Genomic DNA, 24,374 nt, shown 5'->3' with positions numbered 1-24,374 from the left:
CCGCGCCCCGTGAGAGCTATTCCGCGGCGGCTACATCCTCATCGGCTTCGTCCTCATCGACTTCGTCGAGGTCCGCGGCGGCGGCGTCGGCAGTGAGCGGCAGAAGCACGATGAACCGGGTGTCGCCGGGCACCGACTCCACCCGCAGGTCACCGCGATGCTTCTTCACGACGATGTTGAACGCCAGATCCAGCCCGAGCCCGGTGCCCTCGCCGAACGGTTTGGTGGTGAAGAACGGCTCGAAAATGTGCTCGCGGATATCCGCCGGGATTCCCGGCCCGGTGTCACAGATCTCGACCCGGGCCATGTTCTCGCCGAAACGGCAGGTCCGGACGGTCAGCGTGCCGCCCGTATCGCGCATCGCGGCGAGCGCGTTGTCTATGATGTTGGTCCACACTTGGTTGAGATCGCCCGGATAGCAAGGGATTTCGGGAAGAGTTTTGTCGAAATCCTTGACCACGGTGATCGCGGGGTTCTCCCCGGCCTCTTTGCCCGCGTCCTTGGTCAGCCGGTCGGCGAACATCGCCAGCGTGCTGTACAGCAGATCGTGCACATTGGCCACCTGGAACGGGGCCCGATCCATTTGCGAATACTGCTTGGCGTCGGCGACCAAGGCCGAAATTCGCTTGCTCGCTTCCACGATCTGATTCATCAGCAGCTCGCTTTCGATGGTGTAGTTGATCCATCGGATCGCCTGCTCCAGCGACGTCGACGCGAGCTCCTCGCTGACCGCCGAAATCCGCTCCAGCCAGTCGGTGTCGATGCCGCCCTCGACGAACGTCGGCGCGATGTCCCAGCCACCCTCGATGCCGTGCTCGTCCAGCCAGTCGCCGACGGCGTCCTCGCGGTCGGAGGTCTCGAGCGCGCTCAGGTGCTCGGACGCCGACTTGGCGACCTGCTCGGCGACCCGCTCCTGCAATTGCACCAGTGCGCTCAACGCCTCGGGGCTGATGGTGCCGTCGGCGAGCATCGCCAGCTTGTGCCGCATGTTGGCGACGCGTTCGCGCAGATCCGCGGCGGACCGCGAGATGGCCGCGGCGGGATTGTTCAGCTGGTGTGTCAGCCCGGCCGACAACCGGCCCAGCGCCAGTAGCTTCTCCCGGTTGTCGATGATCCGGCGGGTGCGGTCGGTGCCGACGGCGATGCCGTCGAGCAGATGCACCGCCATGGGGAACTGGGCCTTCATGAAATCGGCGAACACCGGCGCGTCCATCACGAAGAAGCGCGACGGCTTGGTCACGTGCACCGAGGCGTCGTAGGTCTTCTGCTTGCCGCCGGTGAAGGCCCGCCACGCCCCGCAGTACACGCCGCGCTGTGAGGTGCGGTTCGTTTCGATGTCCTGGCCGCCGGAGAGCTTCGACATCATCAGCTCGCCCTCGATCAGCACGTAGAAGCAGGTCGCCGGTTCGCCCTCGACGCAGATCGGACCCGGTTCGTAGTGCTGAATGTGCCCGTTACTGCACAGCACGGCGAGCTGCTCGTCGGTGAGCGCCTCGAACAGGAACAGGCTGCGCAGCTCGTCGGGCTCACACGGCATCGGCTTCGATTCGGTGGCGGTCATGATTCGGCCAGGTATCGGTGGACCAGCATGACCGCCATCGACCCTTCGCCGACGGCGGCGGCTACCCGCTTGGCCGACGTCGAGCGGACGTCGCCGGTGGCGAAAACCCCGGGCACGCTGGTCTCGAGGTGATGCGGCGGGCGTTCCAGCGTCCAGCCGCACACGTTGCGCAGGTCCGGACCGGTCAGGATGAACCCGTGGTCGTCGCGGGCCAGCACCCCGTCGAGCCAGTCGGTGCGCGGGGCGGCGCCGATGAAGATGAACATCCGGCCGCAGGTGACATCCTCGGTTTCCCCGGTCCGGTTGTTGACCAGCCGTAGCTGCTCCAGGTGGCCGTCGCCGGTGGCGCGCTGCACCTCGGTGCAGGTCAGGACGTTGATCTTGGGGTTCGCCTCGATCTGCTGGATGAGGTAGTAGGACATCGACGCCTCCAGCGACGGGGCGCGCACGACGATGTTGACCGACTTGGCGGTCCGCGACAGATACATGGCCGCCTGGCCGGCCGAGTTGGCTCCGCCGATCACGTAGACCTCTTCGCCTTCGCATTCAGAGGCGATCGAGACGGCCGCTCCGTAATAGATGCCGCAGCCGGTCAGCTCGCTGCAGCCCTCGGCCTGCAGCTTGCGGTAGGACACCCCGGTGGCCAGGATGACGGCGTGCGCGTCGACCGAGCCGCCGTCTTTGAACCGCACGGTGCGTTTGGCTCCGTTCACCTCGAGGGCGCTCGCCTTGCGTGCGGTGATCAGCTCGGCGCCGAACTTGTCCGCCTGCCGGCGGGCCCGGTCGGCCAGCTGGCCACCCGACACCCCGTCGGGGAAGCCCAGATAGTTCTCGATACGCGAGCTCTGACCGGCCTGACCGCCGGTGGCGGTGTGCTCGATGAGCACCGTGCGCAGCCCCTCCGAGGCGCCGTACACGGCCGCGGCCAGGCCCGCGGGCCCGCCGCCGACCACGATCAGGTCATAGAAGTCCTGTGACGGCGTGGTCGTCAGACCCAGGGTTTCGGCCAGCTGCGCATCGGTGGGGTCGACCAAAGGTTCGCCGCGCTGGGTGATCACCACCGGCAACCGCAGGCCGTCGGTGCCGGCCGCGCTGAGCAGCCGCTCACCGGCGGGTTCGTCGGCCATGAACCAGGTGTAATAGAGGCCGTTGCGGGCCAGGAAGTCGCGGACCTGCCAGGACCGCGCCGACCAGCGGTGACCGATCACCTTGGTGTGTGGGATCGGGTGCTCGGGTGCGGCCCGCCAGGCGTCCAGCAGCCCATCGATGACGGGATAGAACTTCTCCTCCGGCGGATCCCACGGCTTGAGCAGGTAGTGGTCCAGGTCGACGACGTTGATCGCGTCGATGGCGGCGTGCGTGTCGGCGTAGGCGGTCAGCAGCACCCGGCGCGCCGCCGGATACAGGTCCATCGCCTGTTCGAGGAACTCGATGCCGCTCATCTCCGGCATCCGGTAGTCGGCGATCAGCAGCGCGACCGTCTCGCCGCGCAGTTTGAGCTCCTTGAGCGTGCCCAGCGCGTCGGGCCCGGATTCCGCGCGCACGATCCGGTGCTCTTCTCCGTAGTGGCGGCGCAGGTCGCGCGCGACCGCTCGGGAGACCGAGGGATCGTCGTCGACGGTCAACATGACGGGCTTGCGCTGGCTTGAGGGGTTGGTCATCGGCGTTAAGTATGCGCTCGTCAGCGGCCAGGCGGGAGGTCGAGGACGCCGGCCGCGTTTTGCCGACAGCGATTTTGGTGCAGCGGATCAACCGGGTATCGTGGAACAACGGTGCGGCATCCGCGCCGACTTTTTGTGTGCCAAGTTCCTAGGAATTTCCTGTCGCCGGCTCACGTTCCAAGTCGGTGCAATGTCGCGTCGACTGGGCGCAGACGAGAACGAAACTATATGACGAGGATTCTTAACTAGTTATGGCCAAGAAGGACGGCGCCATCGAGGTGGAGGGCCGGGTGGTCGAGCCCCTGCCCAATGCGATGTTCCGCATTGAGCTGGAGAATGGTCACAAGGTGCTTGCCCACATCAGCGGCAAGATGCGGCAGCACTACATCCGTATCCTGCCCGAGGACCGGGTGGTGGTGGAGTTGTCTCCCTACGACCTGTCCCGTGGCCGCATCGTGTACCGGTACAAGTAACGCGCCTGATCTCCAACAACGACGAACGAAACAGAACAGGATCGAACAGCCGTGAAGGTGAACCCGAGCGTCAAGCCAATCTGTGACAAGTGCAGGGTGATCCGTCGGCATGGGCGGGTCATGGTGATCTGCTCGGATCCGCGCCACAAGCAGCGCCAGGGCTAGCGGCGATCGCATGCGCTTCGGCGCCCCGACACAACTGAATGCAGACCTCCCAGCACCAGTGAGCGGCTGGCATCTACAGAGATGGGCTAGCTCATCCACGCCCGGACGGAGGCCGGGCCCCGCGAGATATGACCACCCCTACCGGGGTTGCGGGAACGGGCTGGGAACAGACCTCCGCCTGAAAAAGAGGAAACGCCACCCATGGCTCGACTAGTCGGCGTCGACCTTCCGCGTGACAAGCGGATGGAGATCGCCCTGACCTACATTTTCGGCGTCGGCCGCACCCGGTCGAACGAGATTCTGGCAGCTACCGGCATCGACAAGGACCTGCGCACGAGGGATCTGACCGATGATCAGCTGACCCACCTGCGTGACTACATCGAGGCAAACCTCAAGGTCGAGGGTGACCTCCGCCGCGAGACGCAGGCTGACATCCGCCGCAAGATCGAAATCGGCTGCTACCAGGGCCTGCGGCACCGCCGCGGCCTGCCGGTGCGCGGCCAGCGGACAAAGACCAACGCGCGCACCCGCAAGGGCCCCAAGCGCACCATCGCCGGCAAGAAGAAGGCCAGGTAAACCCCGATGCCACCAGCAAAGAAGGCGGGCGCCGCGGCGCCCAAGAAGGGTCAGAAGACCCGCAGGCGGGAAAAGAAGAACATCCCGCACGGTGCCGCCCACATCAAGAGCACCTTCAACAACACGATCGTCACGATCACCGACCCCCAGGGCAACGTCATCGCCTGGGCATCGTCGGGTCACGTGGGCTTCAAAGGCTCGCGGAAGTCGACCCCGTTCGCGGCCCAGCTGGCCGCCGAGAACGCCGCGCGCAAGGCGCAGGAACACGGCGTCAAGAAGGTCGACGTGTTCGTGAAGGGCCCGGGTTCGGGCCGGGAGACCGCGATCCGGTCGCTGCAGGCCGCCGGCCTGGAGGTCGGCGCGATAGCCGACGTCACGCCGCAGCCGCACAACGGCTGCCGTCCGCCGAAGCGCAGAAGGGTCTAGGAGACAACCATGGCTCGATACACCGGACCCATCACTCGCAAGTCGCGCCGGCTGCGCACCGACCTCGTCGGTGGCGACCAGGCCTTCGAGAAGCGTCCCTACCCGCCCGGCCAGCACGGGCGCGCGCGGATCAAGGAAAGCGAATACCTGCTGCAGCTGCAGGAGAAGCAGAAGGCCCGCTTCACCTACGGTGTGATGGAAAAGCAGTTCCGTCGCTACTACGAAGAGGCCGTGCGGCAACCCGGCAAGACCGGTGAGGAGCTGCTGCGCATCCTGGAAAGCCGGCTGGACAACGTCGTATACCGCGCCGGCCTGGCGCGGACCCGGCGGATGGCCCGTCAGCTGGTCAGCCACGGACACTTCAGCGTCAACGGCGTGCACGTCAACGTTCCCAGCTACCGGGTGTCGCAGCACGACATCATCGACGTGCGGGACAGCTCGCTGAACACCGTGCCGTTCCAGATCGCGCGGGAGACGGCGGGCGACCGCCCAATCCCGAGCTGGCTGCAGGTGGTGGGGGAGCGCCAGCGCATCCTCGTCCACCAGCTGCCCGAGCGGGCTCAGATCGACGTGCCCCTCGCCGAGCAGCTCATCGTCGAGTTCTACTCGAAGTAAAGACCCCTGTACCCAACCGGTGCAGGTCTCGCGGTGATCGCAAGCGCGGCGAAGCCGGGCGCGGCGGATCCCCGCGGGACAACCCAAGCGGCATCAAATAGCGGGTGCCGAGAAGGAGAAGAAGAAACACCATGCTGATCTCTCAGCGACCCACCCTGTCGGAGGAAGTTCTCACCGACAGCCGCTCCCAGTTCGTCATCGAGCCGCTGGAGCCGGGATTCGGCTACACCCTGGGCAATTCGTTGCGGCGGACCCTGCTGTCCTCGATTCCGGGTGCGGCCGTCACCAGCATCCGCATCGACGGCGTGCTGCATGAGTTCACCACTGTGCCGGGCGTCAAGGAAGACGTCACCGCGATCATCTTGAACCTCAAGAGCCTGGTCGTGTCCTCCGAGGAGGACGAGCCGGTCACGATGTACCTGCGCAAGCAGGGCCCGGGCGAGGTCACCGCGGGTGACATCGTGCCGCCGGCCGGTGTCACCGTGCACAACCCCGACTTGCACATCGCGACTTTGAACGACAAGGGCAAGCTCGAGGTCGAGTTGGTCGTCGAGCGCGGCCGTGGCTACGTGCCCGCCGTGCAGAACCGCGCGTCCGGTGCCGAAATCGGCCGTATCCCAGTCGATTCCATCTACTCGCCGGTGCTCAAGGTCACCTACAAGGTGGACGCCACCCGTGTCGAGCAGCGCACCGACTTCGACAAGCTGATCCTGGACGTCGAGACCAAGAGCTCGATCAACCCCCGCGACGCGCTGGCGTCGGCGGGCAAGACCCTGGTCGAATTGTTCGGTCTGGCACGCGAACTCAACGTCGAGGCCGAGGGCATCGAGATCGGGCCGTCGCCGGCCGAGGCCGACCACATCGCGTCGTTCGCCCTGCCGATCGACGACCTGGATCTGACCGTCCGGTCCTACAACTGCCTCAAGCGCGAGGGTGTGCACACCGTCGGCGAGCTGGTGAGCCGCACCGAGTCCGACCTGCTCGACATCCGCAACTTCGGACAGAAGTCGATCGACGAGGTGAAGGTCAAGCTGCACCAGCTGGGCCTGTCGCTCAAGGACAGCCCGCCGAGCTTCGACCCCTCGCAGGTCGCGGGTTACGACGTCGCCACCGGCACCTGGTCCAGCGAGGCGTCCTACGACGACCAGGACTACGCGGAAACCGAGCAGCTGTAAACGCCGTCCGGTGACGATGCGGCCGTGCAGCGGCCGCTGAGGAACCGGACACAACTGACGAAAGTCCGTCCCGGCCCTACCTGATACGGGGGCCGGCCCCAAATAGGAGATAGTCGCAATGCCCAAGCCCACCAAGGGACCTCGCCTCGGCGGGTCGTCATCGCACCAGAAGGCACTGCTGGCCAACCTGGCCACCTCGCTGTTCGAGCACGGCCGAATCAAGACGACCGAGCCCAAGGCGCGTGCGTTGCGGCCCTATGCGGAAAAGCTGATCACGCACGCGAAAAAGGGTGCGCTGCACAACCGTCGAGAGGTGCTGAAGAAGATCCGCGACAAGGACGTGGTGCACGCCCTGTTCGAGGAGATCGGTCCGTTCTATGCCGACCGCAACGGCGGCTACACCCGCATCATCAAGGTCGAGCCACGCAAGGGCGACAACGCACCCATGGCCGTGATCGAGCTGGTGCGGGAGAAGACGGTCACCTCGGAGGCCGATCGGGCTCGTCGGGTGAAGGCTTCGAAGAAGACCGACGCTCCCGTGGCGGCGGCCGCGGCACCCCAGGCTTCTGTCGAGCCGCAAGAAGCCGTCGGCCCGACGGCCGAGGAAGCCACGGCCGAGGTCGAGGAAGCCACGGGCGAGGTCGAGGAGACCACGACCGAGGCCGAGCCGACCAAGGTCCAGGCCGAAGCGGAAGAAAAGGCCGACAAGGCCGTCGCCGCGAGAGCCGAAGCCGAAGCGGCCGACGCCGATGACGAGGCTGACGAGAGTTAACGAGGACATCCGTCTGCGGCTTGACATCGCCTACGACGGAACAGGGTTCGCGGGCTGGGCCGCTCAGGCCGGCCAACGGACCGTGGCGGGAATTCTCGACGAGGCGCTGACGACCGTCTTTCGCGCGCCCGTGCGGCTGCGCGCGGCGGGACGTACCGATGCCGGAGTCCATGCCACCGGGCAGGTGGCCCACGTCGACGTGCCGTCAGAAGCGCTGCCGAACGCCTATCCGCGTACACCGCGTGTCGGTGAACCCGAGTTCGTGCCACTGCTGCGCCGGCTGGGCCGGTTTCTGCCCACTGATGTCCGGGTTGTCGATATCACCCGCGCCCCTGCGGGTTTCGACGCCCGGTTCTCGGCGCTGCGCCGCCACTACGTGTATCGCATCTCGACGGCGCCCTGGGGTGTGCAGCCGCTGCAGACCCGTTACGTCACGGCCTGGCCGCGCCCGCTGGACGTAGAGGCGATGAACGCGGCATCGCGAGACCTGCTCGGCCTGCACGATTTTGCCGCGTTCTGCCGGCATCGCGAGAACGCCACCACCATTCGCGACCTGCAGCGGCTGGATTGGATCCACGACGGCGACCTGATCACCGCGCACGTGAGCGCCGACGCGTTCTGCTGGTCGATGGTGCGCTCACTGGTCGGTGCGCTGCTGGCCGTCGGGGAACACCGCCGTCCCGTCTCCTACTGCCGCGAATTACTCAGCGCCACACAGCGATCCAGCGATTTCGCCGCAGCTCCGGCGCACGGCTTGTCGCTGGTCGGTGTCGATTACCCGCCCGATGACCAGCTGGCGGCGCGCAACCTGATCACCCGGGATGTGCGCTCGCGCGATTGAGTGGTCACAGCCTGGCGGCGACGAAGTTGGCGGCCTGATCCACCAGTCCGGAGTCGATGTAAGAGGGCTGCAGATGCGAAGGCCAATTCAGGCCGGCCGCCGAGCAGATCGGGTCGCCCTTCGCACACACATCGATGGTCTTGGCGGCGAACGCCGGACTGAAATCTGGAACCGGTCCAAGGACTTTGCGGGTGCCGTTACCGAACAGGGCGACCGCCGCCACCTGCTGGTCGAATGCCGGGGGCAGCGGGTTGGTGAATCCGAATGCCGGTTGACTAACCGCGACAACCAGATCGGCGGAAACGGCACCCAGCGAATATCCGCCGAGCACCTCGCGGGTGCCCGGGCAGCTTCGCGCCATCTGCTGGACGTGCGCGCTCATGTCGTTGGCGCCCTTGGCCGGGCTGACATCGGCGGGATAGTTGACCCCGTAGGCCCCCACCGGCATGCGCACCTTGGCGCGCAGTGAATTGAGGAACGCGGCGCCGACGTAGCCGACACCGGGTGGTTCCTCCCGGCCGCGGGCGAAAACCACCTCGGCACCCGGACAGTCCGCCGACGCCGGCGGCGCCGCGAGGGTGGTGACCGCTAGAGCGAGAAGCGTCGCCGCAGCGATGGACGCGGCGCACGCCGCGCAGTACCGGCGGTGATTCAAGATCAGATCCTGCCCGCGACGAAATTCGCTGCCCTGTTGGTCAATCCGGGCACGTAGCTCAGGTGCGAGCTCCACTGCGACCCCGCCGAACAGATGGGGTCGCCCGGGTTGCACAGGTCGATGGTCTTTCCCGCGAAATTCGGGGACAGGGCGTTCATCAGTTGACCCGCCCGGCCGGATGGATTGCCGAACAGCGCGACGGCGGCGACGTGATCGGCGGCCTGTGGCGGCAACGGCTGGCGGTAGCCGAGGCCGGATATCGGTGCGGCCGTGACGATGTCGACGACGGCGGCGCCCTGGGAGTAGCCTCCCAGCACCAGTTTGGTGTCGGGGCAGTTGACGGCCATCTGCTGAAGGTGGGTGCTGGCATCGTTGGCGCCGTTGGCAGCGGCCAGGAAGTCTTTGTTGGCCGGGTAGTTCACCCCGTATGCGCCAACGCTTTTGCGGGTCTGCTCGCGCAACGCGCTCACGAAGGCGGCTCCTACCTTGCCGACACCGGGTGGCTCGTCGGTGCCCCGGGCGAACACCACCTCAACGCCGGGGCACGACGCCGACGCATGCGGAACCAATTGGGGACCAATCAATAACGCCGTCGTTGCGCCAATTCCGATGCCCAGCCCTAACGGGATAAGCCTCACACAGCGATGTTAAGGGGGCGTTGATAACCCGACGGTAACGATTTAGACGAGAGGTGCTTGCGGTGAGTTGGTAGCCGGCGCCGGCAACGATGGCGCGGGAGCCGGACCGGTGCCGGGACCGCCGTGGATCGAGGGGCCCGACCCGGGCGGGTTCTGCCCGTAGACGGGCGGCTGAGGGCCGTAGCCCGGTTGCTGGGGGGCGTAGCCCGGTTGCTGAGGGCCGTAGCCGGGGGTCTGCGGGACGGGGCCCAGCGGTGGACCGAACGCGGGCGACTGCTGGCCCAGACCGGCGGCCGCCAGCTTCTGCGCGACGAACGCCGCGGCCTGGGTGGTGTACACGGGGACGTAGCCCTCGGTGTGCCCACTCCACTCGTTGCCGGGCCCGGCGTGGCAGACCGGGTCGTTGGGGTTGCACAGGTCGATGGCCTTCGATCCCAGCATCGCGCTCTGGCTGGGCAGGGTGCCGCCGGCCCGGTCGGCCACGTCACCGAAGGTGGCGACGGCAGCGATGTTGTTGGCGTATTGTGCCGGCAGCGTGTTGCCCCAGGTGATGCCGCCGATCGGGACGCCGGCCACGATGTCCATCACCGAGGCGCCCTGCGAGTAGCCGCCCAGCACGATCTTGGTGTTGGGGCACTTCTCCACGCTCTTCTTGACGCGGTCGATGGTGTCGTTGGCGCCGTCGCCGCCGTGCAGCTGCAGCTTGCTGGCGGCGTAGTTCACGCCGTAGGGCAGGATGTTCAGGCCGTTGGTCTGCTGGCGCAGCGAGTCCACGAATGCGTCGCCGACCCGACCCAGGCCGGGGGGCTCGTTGGTGCCGCGGGCGAAGATGACCTCGACGTCCGGGCAGTCATCTGCGGTGGCTTTCGGCGCCGGGGCGGGGGTCGCGAGCAGGCCAGCGGCGAGAGCCAGGGCAGAAACACCCAGGCCGATCCGGCCGGCTGACCGCGCGGTGCCCGCCCGACGGGTACGTACACGGTGAGTTTTCACCGGCGCAATTTTACCCAAATTGTGATGCGCCGAAACCCCGCGCAACCTGTGGATAACCGTTCTGGCGTCCCGACATGGCCGCTTAACGTGGCCGTTGACGGAATTTGAGAGTCAGGGGATCAGGTGCCGCGTCAGCCGGCCACGTGGCTGCACGTCAGCGCTTACCGGTATTTGCTGCGGCGGATCGAAAGCGCGTTGCTGCGGCAGGATGCCCGGGCCGGGTTTCGCTCGGGCACGCGTCCGGTGGCGTTCGGGTGCGTAATCACCGCTGTTGGGGTGGCCGGCTGTGCGGTTCTCGCCCTGCTGCGGCCACATGTGGCCTTGGATCGCGCGCAGATCGTGGTGAGCCGGGAGTCGGGCGCCCTGTTCGTTCGAGTGCGCGACGTTTGGCATCCGGTGCTCAACCTGGCGTCTGCCCGACTCATCGCCGCGACGGCCGCCGCCCCGCAGCCGGTCAGCGAATCCGACTTGAGCACCACCAAACGCGGGCCGCTGCTGGGCATCCCGGGCGCGCCGCAGTTTCTCGGCAGGCCGTTGCCTCCAGACGATGTGGGTTGGTCGATATGTGCTAGCACTGGCGCTGGCACCACGACCGTCATCATCGGCCGCCGCTCCGAGGCGCCGACCGTGCACCGAGTGCCCGCCGGGCAAGCGATCCTGGTGCGTCCCGGGTCGGATTCGCCTGCCTACCTGCTTTACGACGGCCACCGGGCGATGGTGGACCTCGACGATGCTGTCGTCGTGCGCGCGCTGCGCCTCGAGGGCAAAACGCCGGTGATCGTCTCGCACGCATTGCTGAATGCGGTGCCGGAAGCGCCACCGATCGCACCGCCACGCCTCCGCGGTCGAGGCGTCGCGACGCCAGGGTTGCCCGGGTTCTCCGTCGGCAGCGTGCTTCGCATCACACGCGCCGACGGCGACGAGTACTACGCGGTTTTAGCCGCCGGCGTGCAGCGCATCGGCCACGTGGCCGCCGACTTACTCCGGTTCAGCAGCCGGCAGGGAACGGCCAATCCGGTCACTGTCGCGCCCGACGCGATCCGGGCCGCTCCCGTCGTCGCCGAGCTGCCGGTTGGCCTCTTTCCTGACCGGGCGCCAACGCTGTCAGAGCCGGCCGCTACCGTGTGCGCCGGCTGGGGCGAGATGCGACCCGGCCGACCCGACGTCGTGATCCTGGCCGAGGACCGGCTGCCGATCCCGCCCGGCCGGGCGCCGGTGGGTTTGGCGCAGGACGACGGCCCCGGCCCTGCCGTGGACGCCGTCTACGTGCCGCCCGGCGCAAGCGCCTACGTGCGGGCGGGCGATGACGCCGGTACTCGTTACCTGATCAGCGACACCGGCGTTCGGTTCGCCGTTCACGACGACGACACCGCGCACGACCTTGGCTTTGACGGCGCGGGCCCGGCACCGTGGCCGCTTCTCTCGCTGTTGCCGGCCGGACCGGAGCTGAGCCGACACAACGCATCAATCGCACGTGATGGGATTGCGGGCTCGCCATAGGCGACCTCTGATTGCTCCCGTGGCCAGCGCGAGAGCCAGCGCAACCACGCAGATCGCGACGCCACGGAGCGCCGTGTCCCGCGCACGGGAATCGCGGGGTTCCGGCGGCGGCGCGATGGTCGGCACCCGCGCGTGCGATGGGCCGGGTGTGTCGCCGGGGCCACCCGTGCCGGTGCTGACCGCGGCGAGCGGGTCAATGGTGCCGTTGCCAACGAGGGGATCCCATCCGGCGGGTGGATGATGCGCTGTCACCTCGATGCGCTGCATGACCTGGCGCGCGGTCAGTGCCGGGAAGCGGCTCCGGATCAGCGCGGCCAGGCCGCTGACCACCGGGGCGGCATAGCTCGTGCCTGCTACCGGCTCCGGCGCGAGTGACATCACCGCCTCGCCGGGCGCCGCGACGTCCACCCAGGGGCCGGCAAGGGTGAATGCCGACGGCGCTCCGCGAACATTCACCGAGCCGACGGTCAGCACGTAGTCGTCGTACCACGCCGGGCTGACGGCGACCGTAATGGTCTGCCAGGTGGCGTCCGCGCGCTGCGGTGGGCACTGTCCCGGGCCGCCGGTATTGCCCGCCGCGGCTACGATGACGGCATTCTTGACGTCGACGGCGTAGGCCAGCGCCGCGCCCAGTGCGCGGTCGTCGAGCGTCGAAGCCACCGGTGCGCACGCAACCGATGAAATGTTGATCACCGAGGCCCCCAGATCGGCCGCCGTCCGAACGGCTTTCGCCAGTGTTTCGACGTCACCGACGCCGGTGTGAGACCGATCGCTGGTGGGAGCGAACTTCGCGCTGGACTGACGAATGCTGATCAAGGTGGCCTCCGGTGCCATCCCGGTGAGCCCGTCAGTTTTGGAATCGGCTGCGGCCGCGATGATTCCAGCCACCAGCGTGCCGTGCGCGTCGCAATCCTGCGTACCGTCGCCAGTGGACACGTAGTCGCCGCCAGGCACTACATCGGGCAGCCGAAGGTGTCGTGAGATCCCGGTGTCGATGACCGCGACCCGTTGTCCGGTGCCGCGGCTGAGTTGCCAGACGGCCGATAGGTCGCCGAGGCCCGTTGGGTGTCGACGGCCGGGTCCAGAGTCGGCCGTCATCGTCGCACAGATTTCGCGTTGTACGGTCGGCCACGGGGGTGCAGGCAAGGCAGGCTTGGGCAACCATCTCTCATCGATATCCGGCGGTGAAACCGCGCGCGCCGTAGGCGTTCCCAATGGCGCTGCCAACATCAGAGCCGACACCGCCAGCAGTCGTCCGGCGCACGGCCTCGTCATGTGAGGTTCAATCCCCGAACGGCACCGTAGATTCCGCATATCCAGCAGGTCAACGGAACCATCGTGGCCAGCATCGACAACTCCAGTAGCCCGACGCTGCGCCGTAGGACGGGCGAGGCGAGCCGTGCGGATCCGGCGAAGACCGAACACATCGACACGGCGACTGCCAGCGTCGTTGCGATCACGATCCAGGGGCCGGGCATCGGCACGCGTGAGAGGGAAGCCGCGAAGGTTGTTGCGGCAACCAGGATTCCGCTGAACGCAAACACCAGCGTCCGTCTCGTGTCGGTCGATCGGGAACGCAGCAGCAGTAGCGCACCGGTGAGCGTGCCGAACGCGGTGCACGACAGGCGGGGTGCGCCGGCGAGTACGGTGCCGACCGCTCCCAGCGTGGCCGAGACCGACAGTCCGGCAAGCAGGCTGGTCAACCACCTGTCGGCGCGGATCGCTCGGAAATGCGTTCGCGCGTCGCCCGGTTCGGTCTCCCCTGCGTCCGGGCTCCCCAACCGGGGCGACAACCCCGCCAGCGCGATCGATGCCCGCGCCGCCACTGGAAGCAGGCTGACGGACACCAGTGCTGTCGCCGAGGCGACGATGCGCAGTGGTGCTGCTGTGAACACGCCCACCAGTGCCGCCGCGGCGATGACCGCGGCGCAGCTCGACTCGGCCGTCAGAGTCACCACACCACAACCCGATACCCGCATCGCGACCACCCCGGTGGCGCCGGCCGCCGCCGCGGCGAGCAATACGTTCGGCATGCCAGGCGCGCCGGGCACCGCCACAAAGCCCGCCACCGCCGCGAACGCCGTAGCGATGAGGCCCAACCCCAGCCCGGCGGTCCGGTCTCGATAGCCGCGGCGCGCAACGACCGCAAGTCCGAGGGCGAGGCCGCACGCTGCCACCGACGCGGTCACCGTCGTGGCGGCGCCCCGGTAGGCGTTGAGACACAATGTGTTACGCACGATAGCCAGCCCTCCGACCCCGACCCAGACAATCGCCGACGCCACCCCGATGAGACGGACGGCACGCGCATGTGCGGGGCAGCGGCGCGGCTCGGTCGCCGCGTCGAGTGTGGCCGACACGGCCTCCGCGACATCGAGGTGGCGGGGAGCAGGCAACGGCGCGGTGTTGCGGCTCAGCACCAAGGGTGCGCCGTCTCCGATGCCGTGCTGTGCCAGGGTCATCGATGGATCCAGCCCGGACGCGCCGGGGACCGACAAGCGGTATCGCCAGGCCTCGTTGTCGGAATGAACAATTTGGAGGATGTCGACGACCGATGGAATCAACACGGCGACAGGGATTCCTGCGGGCAGGGTGACGTCGACGACGGCAGTCTCCCAATGCACGGAGACACGTCGCAGCCCATTATCGGATGCAAGCACCTGCGCACCTTTCGGTTGGGTCGGAAGGAAACATAGCCAGCTCAGCACGACGCCGTATTCGGTTGTGCACAGCTGACTTGCCGCCGATGCCGGTGCTTCGTAGCGTCGCCGCTCGGGAAGGGGATGAGGTGACCCAGGCTGCCGGGCCGGCGGAATCGCGTATTCCGGCTGCGGACATCGTCGTTGCGGCGCCGCCGGACCTTCCGTCGCCGACGGTGCCGGGCATGCTTGCGCGGCTTCTGCCGGTCGCAATTTCCGTGGTGGGCATGAGCATGATGGCCGCGGTGTTCACCGCTGGGACCGGCCTGCCCCGCAGCCCCTTGTTTCTGGTGTTCCCGGCGATGATGCTGGTTTCGACCGTGGTGACGGGGCTGACCGGCCGGGCTCGCGGACGAGGCCGTAGCGTCGATGCCGACCGCGATCAATATCTGGACTACCTCAGCGGGCTGCGCCGGTGCGTGTCCGAAATCGCCGCGGCACAATACCGGTCGGCGGTGCGCAGCCACCCCGATCCCGACACGCTGTGGACCCTGATCGGTGGTCCGCGGATGTGGAAGCGGCGGCGAACCGACGCCGACTTCGGCCTCATTCGGGTGGGCATGGGAACTCAGCCGCTCGCCCGCCGTCTGGTCGCCCCGCAGCTTGCTCCGGAGGGGCATGGTGATCCCGTCACCGTCACGGCACTCACGCGTTTCCTGCAGACGCATTCAACGGTCCACGCTCCGGTCACGATCGGCCTGCATGCGGGGGCACTCGTGACGATCGACGGCGATCTGGGCGCGGTGCGCGGGCTACTGCGTGCGATCCTTTGTCAACTTGCCGTGCTGCACGCACCCGACCAACTGCTGATCGCCGCCGCTGTCGACGATGAGGCGTGCGGTCACTGGGATTGGCTGAAATGGCTCCCGCACAATCAACATCCGCTAGACCTCGATGAGGCGGGGCCGGCGCGGATGATCTACCCGAGCACGGCGGAGGTTCAGCATGCGCTCGCTGCGGTCCAGGGACCCGAAGTGGTGGTGCTCACCGATTTGGCTCTGGGCGCCGACCCGATCGATGGCGCAACCACGATCGGGATCGGTACCAGCTGCGACGGCGCCCCGCCGGTGATCCGGTCGCCGGGTGATCAGGCACCGGCATGGTGCCCTGACCGGATGGCACCCATCGACGCGCTGATATGTGCGCGCCGGCTGGCCGGCTATCATGTGCGCGCGACGCGCCGGGTGGGAGCTGACCCGGATTGGCTTGAGCTGGCCGGCATTTCCGATCTGGACCACCTCGACCCGGCCGCGTTGTGGCGCCGCCGACGAGATCGCGACCGCCTTCGCGTTCCGATCGGAACCGCCGTTGGGGGCACCCCACTCGAGCTGGATATCAAAGAGCCGGCCGAAGACGGGATGGGCCCCCATGGGCTGTGCATCGGCGCGACCGGGTCGGGCAAGTCAGAGTTGTTACGCACCATCGCATTGGGCATGATGACGCACAACTCGCCGGAGACGCTCAACCTGCTGCTCATCGACTTCAAGGGCGGCGCAACCTTTCTCGATTATGCGCACGCTCCGCACGTGGCTGCGGTGATCACCAACCTGGCCGACGACGCGCCGCTGGTGGCGCGGATGCGCGCTGCCCTGGCCGGTGAGATGAACCGTCGCCAGCAGCTGTTGCGGATGGCGGGCTGTGCAAGCGTCGTAGCATATGACCGGGGACGCGGCGTTGGGACGCTGCCCCCACTGCCAACGCTGTTCGTCATTGTCGACGAGTTCTCCGAACTACTCAGCCAGCATCCCGATTTCGCCGACATGTTCGTCGCGATCGGCCGCCTCGGACGGTCGCTGGGCATCCACCTGCTGCTGGCCAGTCAGCGCCTCGATGAGGGTCGGTTACGCGGACTGGAAGCCCATCTGTCATATCGGCTGTGCCTGAAAACACTGTCGGCCAACGAATCCCAGACTATATTGGGTTCTTTGGACGCATACCGCCTGCCGAGCGCGCCCGGCGCCGGCTTCTTGCGCGTCAGCGGCGCCGAACCGATTCGCTTCCAGGCCGCGTCGGTTTCGGCGCCCGTGCCGACGAACGCCGGCGGGCACGCCGTGGCGGCGCGAACGGTGCAGGTGTTCGGTAGCTGGGTGACCGGGGCGGTCAGCCGCGCCGCACAGGCGAGCGCGGCAGCCGAATGGACCATTTCGAGCGCTGTCCTGGACCGGCTGGCTGGCCAGGGGCCACCCGCGCACCGCGTTTGGCTGCCGCCGCTCGGGCAGGCACCGGCGCTGGACGCCCTCTTGGCCGACGTTGAGTGCGCGCCGGGTGCCCTGGCCGTCCCCATCGGCATTGTCGACCGGCCCTTCGACCAATGCCGCACGCCACTGATGGTCGACATGTCCGGATCCACGGGCAATCTGGCGGTCATCGGTGCACCCCAATCCGGGAAATCGACGGCGCTGCGGACGCTAGTTACGGCGTTGGCGGTGACGCACCGTCCTGACCAGGTGCAGTTCTACTGTCTGGATTTCGGTGGCGGGGCGCTGTCGGCGGCGCACACGCTGCCGCATGTGGGCGCGGTCGCCGGCCGCGCCGAGCCGCGCCTGGTCGACCGGATAGTTGCCGAATGCGGGGCGATTTTCCGTCGCCGAGAGGCCTTGTTCCGCGAGCACGGCATCGCGTCGATCGCCGAATACCGAAAGCGGCGTGGGGACATTGGTGCATCCGCTGATCCATTCGGTGACGTATTCCTCGTCATCGACGGCTGGGCGAGCGTACGCCAAGAATTCGGCACACTGGAGGAGTCGGTCACCGCGCTGGCGGCTCAGGGGCTTTCATACGGCGTGCACGTGGCGCTGTCGGCATCGCGGTGGTCCGAGGTGCGGCCCTCACTGAGGGATCAGATCGGTACGCGCATCGAGTTGCGTCTGGGTGATCCCGCCGATTCAGAAATCGACCGCAAGGCGGCGCAGCATGTTCCGCGTGACAGTCCGGGCCATGGCCTTTCTCGTGAGGGCCTGCACATGGTGGTGGCGCTGCCCATCGTAGAGGTGCCCGATGGTGAATCGGTTGCCCCGCCGATACCCCTGCTGCCGGAGCGTGTGGATCGCGAGGATGTGGTGCGCCGGTCGAGCCCCGAGTTGGGTACGCAGATGCTGCTCGGCCTACGGGAGCGCGAACTGCGGCCAGTCGCAGTCGATTTCGAACGATGCACGCACCTCCTTGTCGTCGGTGACAACGGATGCGGGAAGACCGCGACGCTGCGGACGTTGTGCCGGGAGATCGTCCGGACGAAGACGCCCGGCCAGGCTCAGCTGTTGATTGTCGACTTTCGGCGCACGCTACTTGGTGTCGTCGAGTCAAAACATCTCAGCGGTTACGCCATGTCGTCCGCCGCCCTGGCCGTGTTGCTGCCCGATCTGTTGGAGGTTTTGCAGGGGCGGATGCCGCCACCCGACGCCAGCCAGGATCAGTTGCGCAGCGGCTCTTGGTGGTCTGGACCGGACCTCTATGTCATCGTCGATGACTATGACCTGGTCGCCGGGCCGGCGGCCAATGGCCTGGCGCCGCTCGTCGAATTCGTGCCGTATGCGCGAGATCTGGGATTACATCTAGTCATCGCGCGCCGCAGCGGCGGACTCGAGCGGGCGATGTTCGAGCCGCTGTTGGCGAGTCTGCGCGACCTCGGTTGCGCGTCACTGATGATGAGCGGATGTCCGGCGCAGGGTACATCGCTGGCATCCACCGCACCGATGCGATTGCCGCGGGGCCGCGGCGTCCTGGTCACTCGGGCCGGTGGCGAGGAACTCGTCCAGGTTGCCTGGAGTGCACCGTGAGCCAGCATCCCGCTTACATCGAGGCCGGGCCCGGCACCATCCGGCGATTATGTTGTGCCACACGGGGCGTCGCCGACGGCGAGATACTCGACATCGTCCGGACGGCGCTCGATGCGATCGACGACCGGGTGGCGCTGGTAGGGGAGCGGCCGGCCGCCGTCGACGCACTGTGGGAAGCCGCGTTGCGATCGGCAACCCGGGGCCACGGCGACGGAACGGTCGTCATGCATCCGTCGTGGTGGTCCGCATCGCGCGTCGGTGTGGTGCGCGAGGCCGCCGCGGCGGTGGCGGGTCAGACACGAACGCGATCGTGGCTGTTGGGGCAGGCGTCCCAGTGCGCACCGGATGCGACGGTCGTGGTCGAAATAGCCGAGCGGCTGGTGGCGATCATCGCGTGCGAGGTCACGGCTGTACCGCGCACGGCCGAACCGCTGTCCGTCGCCCACGACGTCGCGGGCGTCGTTGCGGCGTTGGCGCCCGAAGCCGTGCTGATCGACGTTCCAAGCACCGTCGCCGGTGCGCCGGCGCTGGCTGCGCTGATCGCCGATGCGCTGCGCGAGGGCGGACGAAGCATCCCGGACATCGCTGAAATCAACGACATTCGGCTGGCTCGCCTGGCGCGATCTACCTACCCCACAACCGGCGAACCGCCGGAGCCGGCCGCACCCGCCGGTACCGGCCGGACGCGCAGCGGGCTCGTGGCGGCCGCGATCGTCGTCGCCGCGGCGGCGCCGACCGCGTTGACGATCGGCCGAACCGCGGTGGTGGCGCCGCAGCCGGTAAAAACCGCGCCGACAACATATCTGGTGGAAGGTCGGGTGGCGCTGTCGGTGCCGGCGACCTGGGCGGCGCAGCGCGTGGTCGACGGGCCCGGGTCGGCCCGAGTACAGGTCACGTCGCGGACCGATCCCGAAGTGGCCCTGCACATCACCCAATCACCGGTCGCCGGCGAGACGCTCAGCGGTGCCGCCGAGCGGTTGAAGCATGCGATCGATGCCGAGGATCCCGGGCTGTTCGTCGACTTCAACCCAGCCGGAACCAGCGCCGGGCGCCCGGCGGTGACTTACCGCGAGGTGCGCCCCGCGCATCACGTGCGGTGGATTGTGCTCCTGGACGGGCCGGTCCGGATCAGCATCGGCTGCCAGAGCCGGCCCGGCGACGAAGACGCCGTCCGCGACGCCTGCGACCAGGCGGTGCGATCCGCCCACGCGATCGAATGAAAATTGGTGGAACCGAAGTACGGCGCCGGGGGTCGTACTTGGTATGGCTGCACCGAACACGCTGAGCACCGATCTCGACCTGATGCGGTCGGTCGCTGCGATCACCGACGCCCGCAACGAGGAAATCAGGGCACAGCTGCAGGCGTTCGTCGGTCGCATGAACGGGGTGCCGCCGTCGGCATGGGGTGGGCTCGCGGCCGCGCGCTTCAAAGACGTCATGGATCGCTGGAACGCGGAGTCGGTGCGGCTCTATCACGCCCTGAACACCATCGCCGAGACCATTCGGCACAACGCCGCCACCCTGCAGGAAGCCGGCCAAAACCACGCACACCACATCGCCGCCGCCGGCGGGGACCTGTAACGAGAGAGGACTCCCATGGACCCGGTGCTTTCCTACAACTTCGGCGAGATCGAACACACGGTGCGGCAGGAAATTCACTCCACATCGGCGCGCTTGGTCGCCGCGCTGGATGAACTGAGATCGCAAATCGCACCGCTGCGGCAGCTCTGGACCAGCGAAGCGGCCGCCGCATACCAGGCTGAGCAGCTCAAATGGCACCAATCGGCAACGGCGCTCAATGAGATTCTGGCCGCCCTGGGAAACGCCGTGCGCGACGGTGCGCAAGAGGTCGCCAACGCCGACCGCCGGGCCGCCGGCGTCTGGGCGCGGTAGCGGCCGAAAAGACCACCGCGCGGAGGTAGCCGCGCCGTGAGGCTGTGTGGTCCTGGCGGAGGAGAGCCGCTGGGACCACACAGTCATTTTGACCTGCGGGGATGGCGCTCGGTAAGCTGCTCCGTTGGCGTGCGGTACGCCGGGGCCTCGGGTCAATGTCGGTCGCCGAGACCAAGCCCTGCCGTGAACGCCTGACCGGCCCCCGGGTCACACCGGGATCCACCTCGAGAGAAGAAGGTAAGCGCTGTGCCTACGTACACGCCAAAGGCGGGTGACACCACGAGGTCGTGGCACGTCATCGATGCCACGGACGTGGTGCTTGGCCGCCTTGCCGTCGCGGCAGCCACCCTGCTGCGCGGCAAGCACAAGCCGACGTTCACCCCCAATGTCGACGGCGGTGACTTCGTCATCGTCATCAACGCCGACAAGGTCGCCTTCAGCGGCCAGAAGCTGGACAAGAAGCTGGCTTACCGCCACTCGGGGTATCCCGGCGGTCTGAGCAGCCGAACCATCCGCGAGCTGATGGACAAGCACCCCGACCGTGTCGTGGAGGACGCGATCGTCGGCATGCTGCCCAAAAACAAGCTGGCCCGGCAGATCGCGCGCAAGCTGCACGTTTACGCCGGTCCGACGCACCCGCACGCCGCACAACAGCCCGTTCCGTACGAGATCAAGCAGGTGGCCCAGTGAGCGAAACGACCGAGGGCTTAAAAAATCCCGAAAACCCCGAAACTCCAGAAGCCGCAGAGACCGTCGAGGCCGTCACCGAGGTGACCGAAGCCCCGGTCGAGGCCTCGGAGACGGCCGCAGCGGCCGCGCCCTTCGTGTTCGACCGGCCCATCCAGACCGTCGGTCGCCGCAAGGAGGCCGTGGTGCGGGTGCGCCTGGTGCCCGGCACCGGCAAGTTCAACCTGAACGGCCGCACCCTGGAGGGTTACTTTCCCAATAAGGTGCACCAGCAGCTCATCAAGGCCCCGCTGGTCACCGTCGACCGGGTGGAAAGCTTCGACATCTACGCGCGGCTGCACGGGGGCGGCCCATCGGGCCAGGCCGGTGCGCTCCGACTGGGCATCGCCCGGGCGCTGATCCTGGCCCAGCCGGAGGACCGGCCGTCGCTGAAGAAGGCCGGCTTCCTCACCCGCGACCCGCGCGCCACCGAGCGCAAGAAGTACGGCCTGAAGAAGGCCCGTAAGGCGCCTCAGTACAGCAAGCGCTGATCAACAGTCGCTATCCGGCCACAACTTGGCATCGCGATGCACAAGTTGTGGCCGGTTGCGGCGTGTCTGCGCCCTGCCGCCGTCGGTTTCATCGACAAAGGAACGGGCACGTTAGGTGCTAGCCCGTCAACTGTGAGAGGTTTTATCGCATGGGTCGACTATTCGGCACCGACGGTGTCCGTGGGGTCGCCAATCGCGAGTTGACCGCCGAGCTGGCGCTCGCGCTGGGTTACGCGGCTGCGCGGCACCTGGCGAGCGAGCCGGCACCGGGCCGGCGGGTCGCGGTGATCGGTCGCGATCCGCGCGCCAGCGGCGAAATGCTGGAGGCCGCGGTGATCGCCGGGCTGACCAGTCAAGGTGTCGACGCGCTGCGCGTCGGAGTGCTGCCTACCCCCGCGGTGGCTTACCTGACCGGCGCGTATGACGCCGGCTTCGGTGTGATGATCTCGGCGTCGCACAACCCGATGCCCGACAACGGCATCAAGATCTTCGGCCCCGGTGGCCACAAGCTCGATGACGGCACCGAGGATCAGATCGAGGCGCTGCTCGAGCTCGATCCCGGGTCGCGTCCGGTCGGCGCGGGGATCGGCCGGGTCATCGACGCCGCGGACGCGGACGACCGCTACCTGCGCCATCTGAGCAAGGCCAGCACGCTGCGCCTCGACGGGTTGACCGTGGTGGTGGATTGTGCCCACGGCGCGGCCTCCACGGTGGCTCCGCGCGCTTACCGCGCGGCCGGTGCACGGGTGATCGCGATCAACGCCGAACCCAATGGGCTCAACATCAACGACGACTGCGGCTCCACGCACCTGGATTCGTTGCGCGCGGCCGTCGTCGCGCACCACGCCGACCTGGGCCTTGCCCACGACGGGGACGCCGACCGCTGCCTGGCCATCGACGCCGACGGCAACCTGGTCGACGGTGACCACATCATGGTGGTGCTCGCGCTCGCCATGCACGAGGCCGACGAACTGGCGTCCAAGACGCTGGTCACCACTGTGATGAGCAATCTGGGACTGCATCTGGCCATGCGCTCGGCCGGAATCACAGTGCGCACCACCGGTGTTGGGGACCGTTACGTCGTGGAGGAATTACGCGCCGGCGGCTACAGCCTGGGTGGCGAGCAGTCCGGGCACATCGTGATGCCCGCGCTCGGCTCGACCGGCGACGGCATCGTCACCGGGCTGCGGCTGATGACCCGCATGGTGCAGACCGGCTCGTCGCTGGCCGAGCTGGCCTCGGCGATGAAGACGTTGCCGCAGGTGCTGATCAACGTCACCGTCGCCGACAAGGACACCGCCGCCAGCGCGCCCGCGGTGCAGCGGGCCGTCGGACAGGCCGAGGCCGAATTGGGTGATACCGGCCGAATCTTATTGCGCCCCTCGGGAACCGAACCGATGATCCGTGTCATGGTGGAAGCGCCCGAGAAGGACGTCGCTGCGCGGGTCGCCACCCGAGTCGCCGAAGCGGTCAGCGACGCGCTCTGATCTCATCGGAACCCCGCCGCGGCCGCGGGCGTCGGATAAGGCATGAAATCCGTTGGGGGAGCATGTCCCGTAGCCATGGCCCGCACCCAGATCGACCTACCGGGGGCGCAGCGGATCGCTAACCAATTCGCGATGGCGGCCGAATTCATCGACCGCTCGGTAAGCGACCACTTGTCCAGGCTGGCTTTCACCGGGGCCAGCGCCGGGCGAACGCACACCGCGCGCGGAGACGCGCTGCGCGTCGAGTTGGATCGACTGGTGGCGCAGGTGTCAGGGTGGTCGCGCGCATCGGCGGAGATCGCCGCCGCGCTGCGGTCGAGCGCCGAGCGCTACGCCGATGCCGAACTGTATGCCGCGGCGCGGATCGCCTAGGTCGTGGCCGACCGACTGGATGTGGCAGCCCGCCTCGCCGAGGGCCTGGCCGCCGTCGAGCACACCCAGGCCTACGTGCAGGCCTGCCACGCATTGGGCTACCAAAACCCTGACCTGACAACGCATCCCGTACAGATCCGCGAGCGGTATGCGGGCGAGGACGGTCTCGACCTGCGCACGCTGGACCGCGACTGCGCGGAGTTGCGGGCGGCGGGTGTGGTGGCGGCCGAAGCGCTGCGGATGCAGCGCGCCCAGGTGGCCGAGCTGGCCGCCGCGTGGACCGGTCCGGGCGGGGACGCCGCTGTGCGGCTGTTGCAGCGGCATTGCGACACCGGGGATGCCGTTGTCACGGAGCTGCGCGCGGCGGCCCAGCGATGCGAGTCGCTGCGCGACAACCTGTGGTACCTCATCGATTTGGAGGTGGTGAACACCGTGGCCGTCGACGACCGCGTGGGCACTCAGCGGACGGCATGGCTGGCCGCGGCTGCCGCGGTGCTGGCCGGGGACCGTGACGGCGCGGCGGAGGTGGTGCGCCAACAGGTGTTGCCCTTCGTGGACAACGACATTCGCAACGACTGGGTTACCGCGATGCGGTCCGCCTCGGACGGGGTGGAGACGTCCTACGCCATGGTGATCGACAAGATGACCGCCGTCCCGACGGCGCGTTTCGAATCCCCCGGCGATCTCGGGACGGGTGTTGCACCGGTCCAGCTCGCCCCGCCGATGGACGCCGCGCCCGTCGCGACCGTAAAGACCGCTGCGACGCTGCCGGCCGCTGCGCCCGATTCGGAAAGCGCCGCACCGATTTCGCCGAGTCCGCCACCGCCGCCGGTCGCCGCCGTGCCGCCGGGGGACTGGGGAACTGGGCTCGGTGAAGCCCCCGGC

General features: G+C 67.8%; 24 protein-coding genes and 1 pseudogene. 18 read left to right on the top strand and 7 right to left on the bottom strand.

Going from position 1 to position 24,374, the window contains the following annotated elements; genetic code table 11:
• Window positions 1–16: 16 nt before the first annotated feature.
• Window positions 17–1,561 (bottom strand): ATP-binding protein, encoded by a 1,545-nt coding sequence (locus A5686_RS00185; RefSeq protein WP_067929755.1) that lies wholly within the window; start codon window positions 1,559–1,561, stop codon window positions 17–19.
• Entirely contained in the window at window positions 1,558–3,222 is a 1,665-nt protein-coding gene (locus tag A5686_RS00180; RefSeq protein WP_067929754.1) for an FAD-dependent oxidoreductase, read from the bottom strand. The genes A5686_RS00185 and A5686_RS00180 overlap by 4 nt, the downstream gene beginning before the upstream one ends.
• Window positions 3,223–3,473: 251 nt before the next feature.
• Here A5686_RS00180 and infA point away from each other — a divergent pair, with 251 nt between their 5' ends.
• The 8 genes from infA to truA all read left to right on the top strand — a co-directional run bounded on the left by infA (window position 3,474) and on the right by truA (window position 8,265).
• Entirely contained in the window at window positions 3,474–3,695 is a 222-nt protein-coding gene (gene infA, locus A5686_RS00175) for a translation initiation factor IF-1 (RefSeq protein WP_003418601.1), read from the top strand.
• A gap of 51 nt (window positions 3,696–3,746) precedes the next feature.
• Window positions 3,747–3,860 carry a 50S ribosomal protein L36 gene (gene rpmJ / locus A5686_RS26240; RefSeq protein WP_003879483.1) on the top strand — a complete coding sequence of 38 codons (114 nt, stop codon included), beginning with the start codon at window positions 3,747–3,749 and terminating at the stop codon, window positions 3,858–3,860.
• Between the two features lie 201 nt (window positions 3,861–4,061).
• Window positions 4,062–4,436 carry a 30S ribosomal protein S13 gene (gene rpsM / locus A5686_RS00170; RefSeq protein ID WP_067129331.1) on the top strand — a complete coding sequence of 125 codons (375 nt, stop codon included), beginning with the start codon at window positions 4,062–4,064 and terminating at the stop codon, window positions 4,434–4,436.
• 6 nt (window positions 4,437–4,442) lie between these two features.
• On the top strand, window positions 4,443–4,862 hold the full coding sequence (gene rpsK, locus A5686_RS00165) for a 30S ribosomal protein S11 (protein ID WP_067345980.1): 420 nt from the start codon (window positions 4,443–4,445) through the stop codon (window positions 4,860–4,862).
• Between the two features lie 9 nt (window positions 4,863–4,871).
• Window positions 4,872–5,477 carry a 30S ribosomal protein S4 gene (rpsD, locus tag A5686_RS00160; protein ID WP_067929753.1) on the top strand — a complete coding sequence of 202 codons (606 nt, stop codon included), beginning with the start codon at window positions 4,872–4,874 and terminating at the stop codon, window positions 5,475–5,477.
• A gap of 131 nt (window positions 5,478–5,608) precedes the next feature.
• Window positions 5,609–6,652, top strand: a complete 1,044-nt coding sequence (locus A5686_RS00155; RefSeq protein WP_007773471.1) for a DNA-directed RNA polymerase subunit alpha — start codon at window positions 5,609–5,611, stop codon at window positions 6,650–6,652.
• 118 nt (window positions 6,653–6,770) lie between these two features.
• On the top strand, window positions 6,771–7,424 hold the full coding sequence (rplQ, locus tag A5686_RS00150) for a 50S ribosomal protein L17 (protein ID WP_067929752.1): 654 nt from the start codon (window positions 6,771–6,773) through the stop codon (window positions 7,422–7,424).
• A complete protein-coding gene (truA, locus tag A5686_RS00145; protein ID WP_082947392.1) occupies window positions 7,402–8,265 on the top strand; it encodes a tRNA pseudouridine(38-40) synthase TruA in 864 nt (287 codons plus the stop codon). The genes rplQ and truA overlap by 23 nt, the downstream gene beginning before the upstream one ends.
• A 4-nt stretch (window positions 8,266–8,269) precedes the next feature.
• Here truA and A5686_RS00140 read toward each other — a convergent pair whose 3' ends face one another.
• The 3 genes from A5686_RS00140 to A5686_RS00130 are packed head-to-tail and all read right to left on the bottom strand — an operon-like array spanning window position 8,270 to window position 10,548.
• Window positions 8,270–8,923, bottom strand: coding sequence for a cutinase family protein (locus tag A5686_RS00140; protein ID WP_369829658.1), 654 nt, complete (start codon window positions 8,921–8,923; stop codon window positions 8,270–8,272).
• A complete protein-coding gene (locus tag A5686_RS00135; RefSeq protein WP_067929751.1) occupies window positions 8,923–9,558 on the bottom strand; it encodes a cutinase family protein in 636 nt (211 codons plus the stop codon). The genes A5686_RS00140 and A5686_RS00135 overlap by 1 nt, the downstream gene beginning before the upstream one ends.
• 42 nt (window positions 9,559–9,600) lie before the next feature.
• Entirely contained in the window at window positions 9,601–10,548 is a 948-nt protein-coding gene (locus tag A5686_RS00130) for a cutinase family protein (protein ID WP_369829657.1), read from the bottom strand.
• Between the two features lie 123 nt (window positions 10,549–10,671).
• On the opposite strand from A5686_RS00130, the gene eccB reads away from it, so the two are divergent.
• Complete coding sequence (gene eccB / locus A5686_RS00125; protein ID WP_067929750.1) at window positions 10,672–12,048, top strand: type VII secretion protein EccB; 1,377 nt, start codon at window positions 10,672–10,674, stop codon at window positions 12,046–12,048.
• Here the strand turns inward: eccB and mycP are convergent.
• Both mycP and eccD read right to left on the bottom strand, forming a co-directional pair.
• On the bottom strand, window positions 12,013–13,323 hold the full coding sequence (gene mycP / locus A5686_RS00120) for a type VII secretion-associated serine protease mycosin (RefSeq protein WP_067929749.1): 1,311 nt from the start codon (window positions 13,321–13,323) through the stop codon (window positions 12,013–12,015). The genes eccB and mycP overlap by 36 nt on opposite strands.
• The gene (gene eccD / locus A5686_RS00115) at window positions 13,320–14,705 is read right to left on the bottom strand and encodes a type VII secretion integral membrane protein EccD (RefSeq protein ID WP_067929801.1); all 1,386 of its coding nucleotides are present in this window, start codon (window positions 14,703–14,705) and stop codon (window positions 13,320–13,322) included. Before eccD ends, mycP begins: the two co-directional genes overlap by 4 nt.
• Window positions 14,706–14,866: 161 nt before the next feature.
• On the opposite strand from eccD, the gene eccCb reads away from it, so the two are divergent.
• The 9 genes and pseudogenes from eccCb to A5686_RS00070 form a co-directional block, all read left to right on the top strand.
• The gene (gene eccCb / locus A5686_RS00110) at window positions 14,867–18,520 is read left to right on the top strand and encodes a type VII secretion protein EccCb (RefSeq protein WP_067929800.1); all 3,654 of its coding nucleotides are present in this window, start codon (window positions 14,867–14,869) and stop codon (window positions 18,518–18,520) included.
• Window positions 18,517–19,740, top strand: a complete 1,224-nt coding sequence (locus A5686_RS00105) for a type VII secretion-associated protein (RefSeq protein ID WP_067929748.1) — start codon at window positions 18,517–18,519, stop codon at window positions 19,738–19,740. The genes eccCb and A5686_RS00105 overlap by 4 nt, the downstream gene beginning before the upstream one ends.
• 43 nt (window positions 19,741–19,783) lie before the next feature.
• Window positions 19,784–20,101: a WXG100 family type VII secretion target gene (locus A5686_RS00100; RefSeq protein WP_067929747.1), complete on the top strand. Its 318-nt coding sequence runs from the start codon at window positions 19,784–19,786 to the stop codon at window positions 20,099–20,101.
• Window positions 20,102–20,116: 15 nt separating this feature from the next.
• Window positions 20,117–20,413 (top strand): WXG100 family type VII secretion target, encoded by a 297-nt coding sequence (locus A5686_RS00095; RefSeq protein ID WP_067929746.1) that lies wholly within the window; start codon window positions 20,117–20,119, stop codon window positions 20,411–20,413.
• Between the two features lie 246 nt (window positions 20,414–20,659).
• Complete coding sequence (gene rplM / locus A5686_RS00090) at window positions 20,660–21,103, top strand: 50S ribosomal protein L13 (protein WP_007773455.1); 444 nt, start codon at window positions 20,660–20,662, stop codon at window positions 21,101–21,103.
• 80 nt (window positions 21,104–21,183) lie between these two features.
• Window positions 21,184–21,630 carry a 30S ribosomal protein S9 gene (rpsI, locus tag A5686_RS00085; protein WP_197520436.1) on the top strand — a complete coding sequence of 149 codons (447 nt, stop codon included), beginning with the start codon at window positions 21,184–21,186 and terminating at the stop codon, window positions 21,628–21,630.
• A gap of 149 nt (window positions 21,631–21,779) precedes the next feature.
• Entirely contained in the window at window positions 21,780–23,117 is a 1,338-nt protein-coding gene (gene glmM / locus A5686_RS00080) for a phosphoglucosamine mutase (RefSeq protein ID WP_067929745.1), read from the top strand.
• Between the two features lie 42 nt (window positions 23,118–23,159).
• Window positions 23,160–23,489 (top strand): type VII secretion target, encoded by a 330-nt coding sequence (locus A5686_RS00075; protein ID WP_067929744.1) that lies wholly within the window; start codon window positions 23,160–23,162, stop codon window positions 23,487–23,489.
• A gap of 3 nt (window positions 23,490–23,492) precedes the next feature.
• A pseudogene (locus tag A5686_RS00070) lies at window positions 23,493–24,374 on the top strand (hypothetical protein); the annotation flags it as partial.

The sequence above is a fragment of the Mycobacterium sp. E2479 genome, assembly GCF_001667925.1.
Lineage (GTDB): Bacteria > Actinomycetota > Actinomycetes > Mycobacteriales > Mycobacteriaceae > Mycobacterium.
The sequence above is the reverse complement of the archived record's forward strand: the minus strand, read 5'-3'. Positions and strand labels throughout refer to the sequence as shown.

What these genes read in the sequence shown, in the direction of transcription:
- A5686_RS00185 (WP_067929755.1), bottom strand. Translation starts at nt 1,561, where the DNA reads ATGACCGCCACCGAATCGAAGCCGATGCCGTGTGAGCCCGACGAGCTG.
- A5686_RS00180 (WP_067929754.1), bottom strand. Translation starts at nt 3,222, where the DNA reads ATGACCAACCCCTCAAGCCAGCGCAAGCCCGTCATGTTGACCGTCGAC.
- infA (WP_003418601.1), top strand. Translation starts at nt 3,474, where the DNA reads ATGGCCAAGAAGGACGGCGCCATCGAGGTGGAGGGCCGGGTGGTCGAG.
- rpsM (WP_067129331.1), top strand. Translation starts at nt 4,062, where the DNA reads ATGGCTCGACTAGTCGGCGTCGACCTTCCGCGTGACAAGCGGATGGAG.
- rpsK (WP_067345980.1), top strand. Translation starts at nt 4,443, where the DNA reads ATGCCACCAGCAAAGAAGGCGGGCGCCGCGGCGCCCAAGAAGGGTCAG.
- rpsD (WP_067929753.1), top strand. Translation starts at nt 4,872, where the DNA reads ATGGCTCGATACACCGGACCCATCACTCGCAAGTCGCGCCGGCTGCGC.
- A5686_RS00155 (WP_007773471.1), top strand. Translation starts at nt 5,609, where the DNA reads ATGCTGATCTCTCAGCGACCCACCCTGTCGGAGGAAGTTCTCACCGAC.
- rplQ (WP_067929752.1), top strand. Translation starts at nt 6,771, where the DNA reads ATGCCCAAGCCCACCAAGGGACCTCGCCTCGGCGGGTCGTCATCGCAC.
- truA (WP_082947392.1), top strand. Translation starts at nt 7,402, where the DNA reads ATGACGAGGCTGACGAGAGTTAACGAGGACATCCGTCTGCGGCTTGAC.
- mycP (WP_067929749.1), bottom strand. Translation starts at nt 13,323, where the DNA reads ATGACGAGGCCGTGCGCCGGACGACTGCTGGCGGTGTCGGCTCTGATG.
- A5686_RS00100 (WP_067929747.1), top strand. Translation starts at nt 19,784, where the DNA reads ATGGCTGCACCGAACACGCTGAGCACCGATCTCGACCTGATGCGGTCG.
- A5686_RS00095 (WP_067929746.1), top strand. Translation starts at nt 20,117, where the DNA reads ATGGACCCGGTGCTTTCCTACAACTTCGGCGAGATCGAACACACGGTG.
- glmM (WP_067929745.1), top strand. Translation starts at nt 21,780, where the DNA reads ATGGGTCGACTATTCGGCACCGACGGTGTCCGTGGGGTCGCCAATCGC.
- A5686_RS00075 (WP_067929744.1), top strand. Translation starts at nt 23,160, where the DNA reads ATGAAATCCGTTGGGGGAGCATGTCCCGTAGCCATGGCCCGCACCCAG.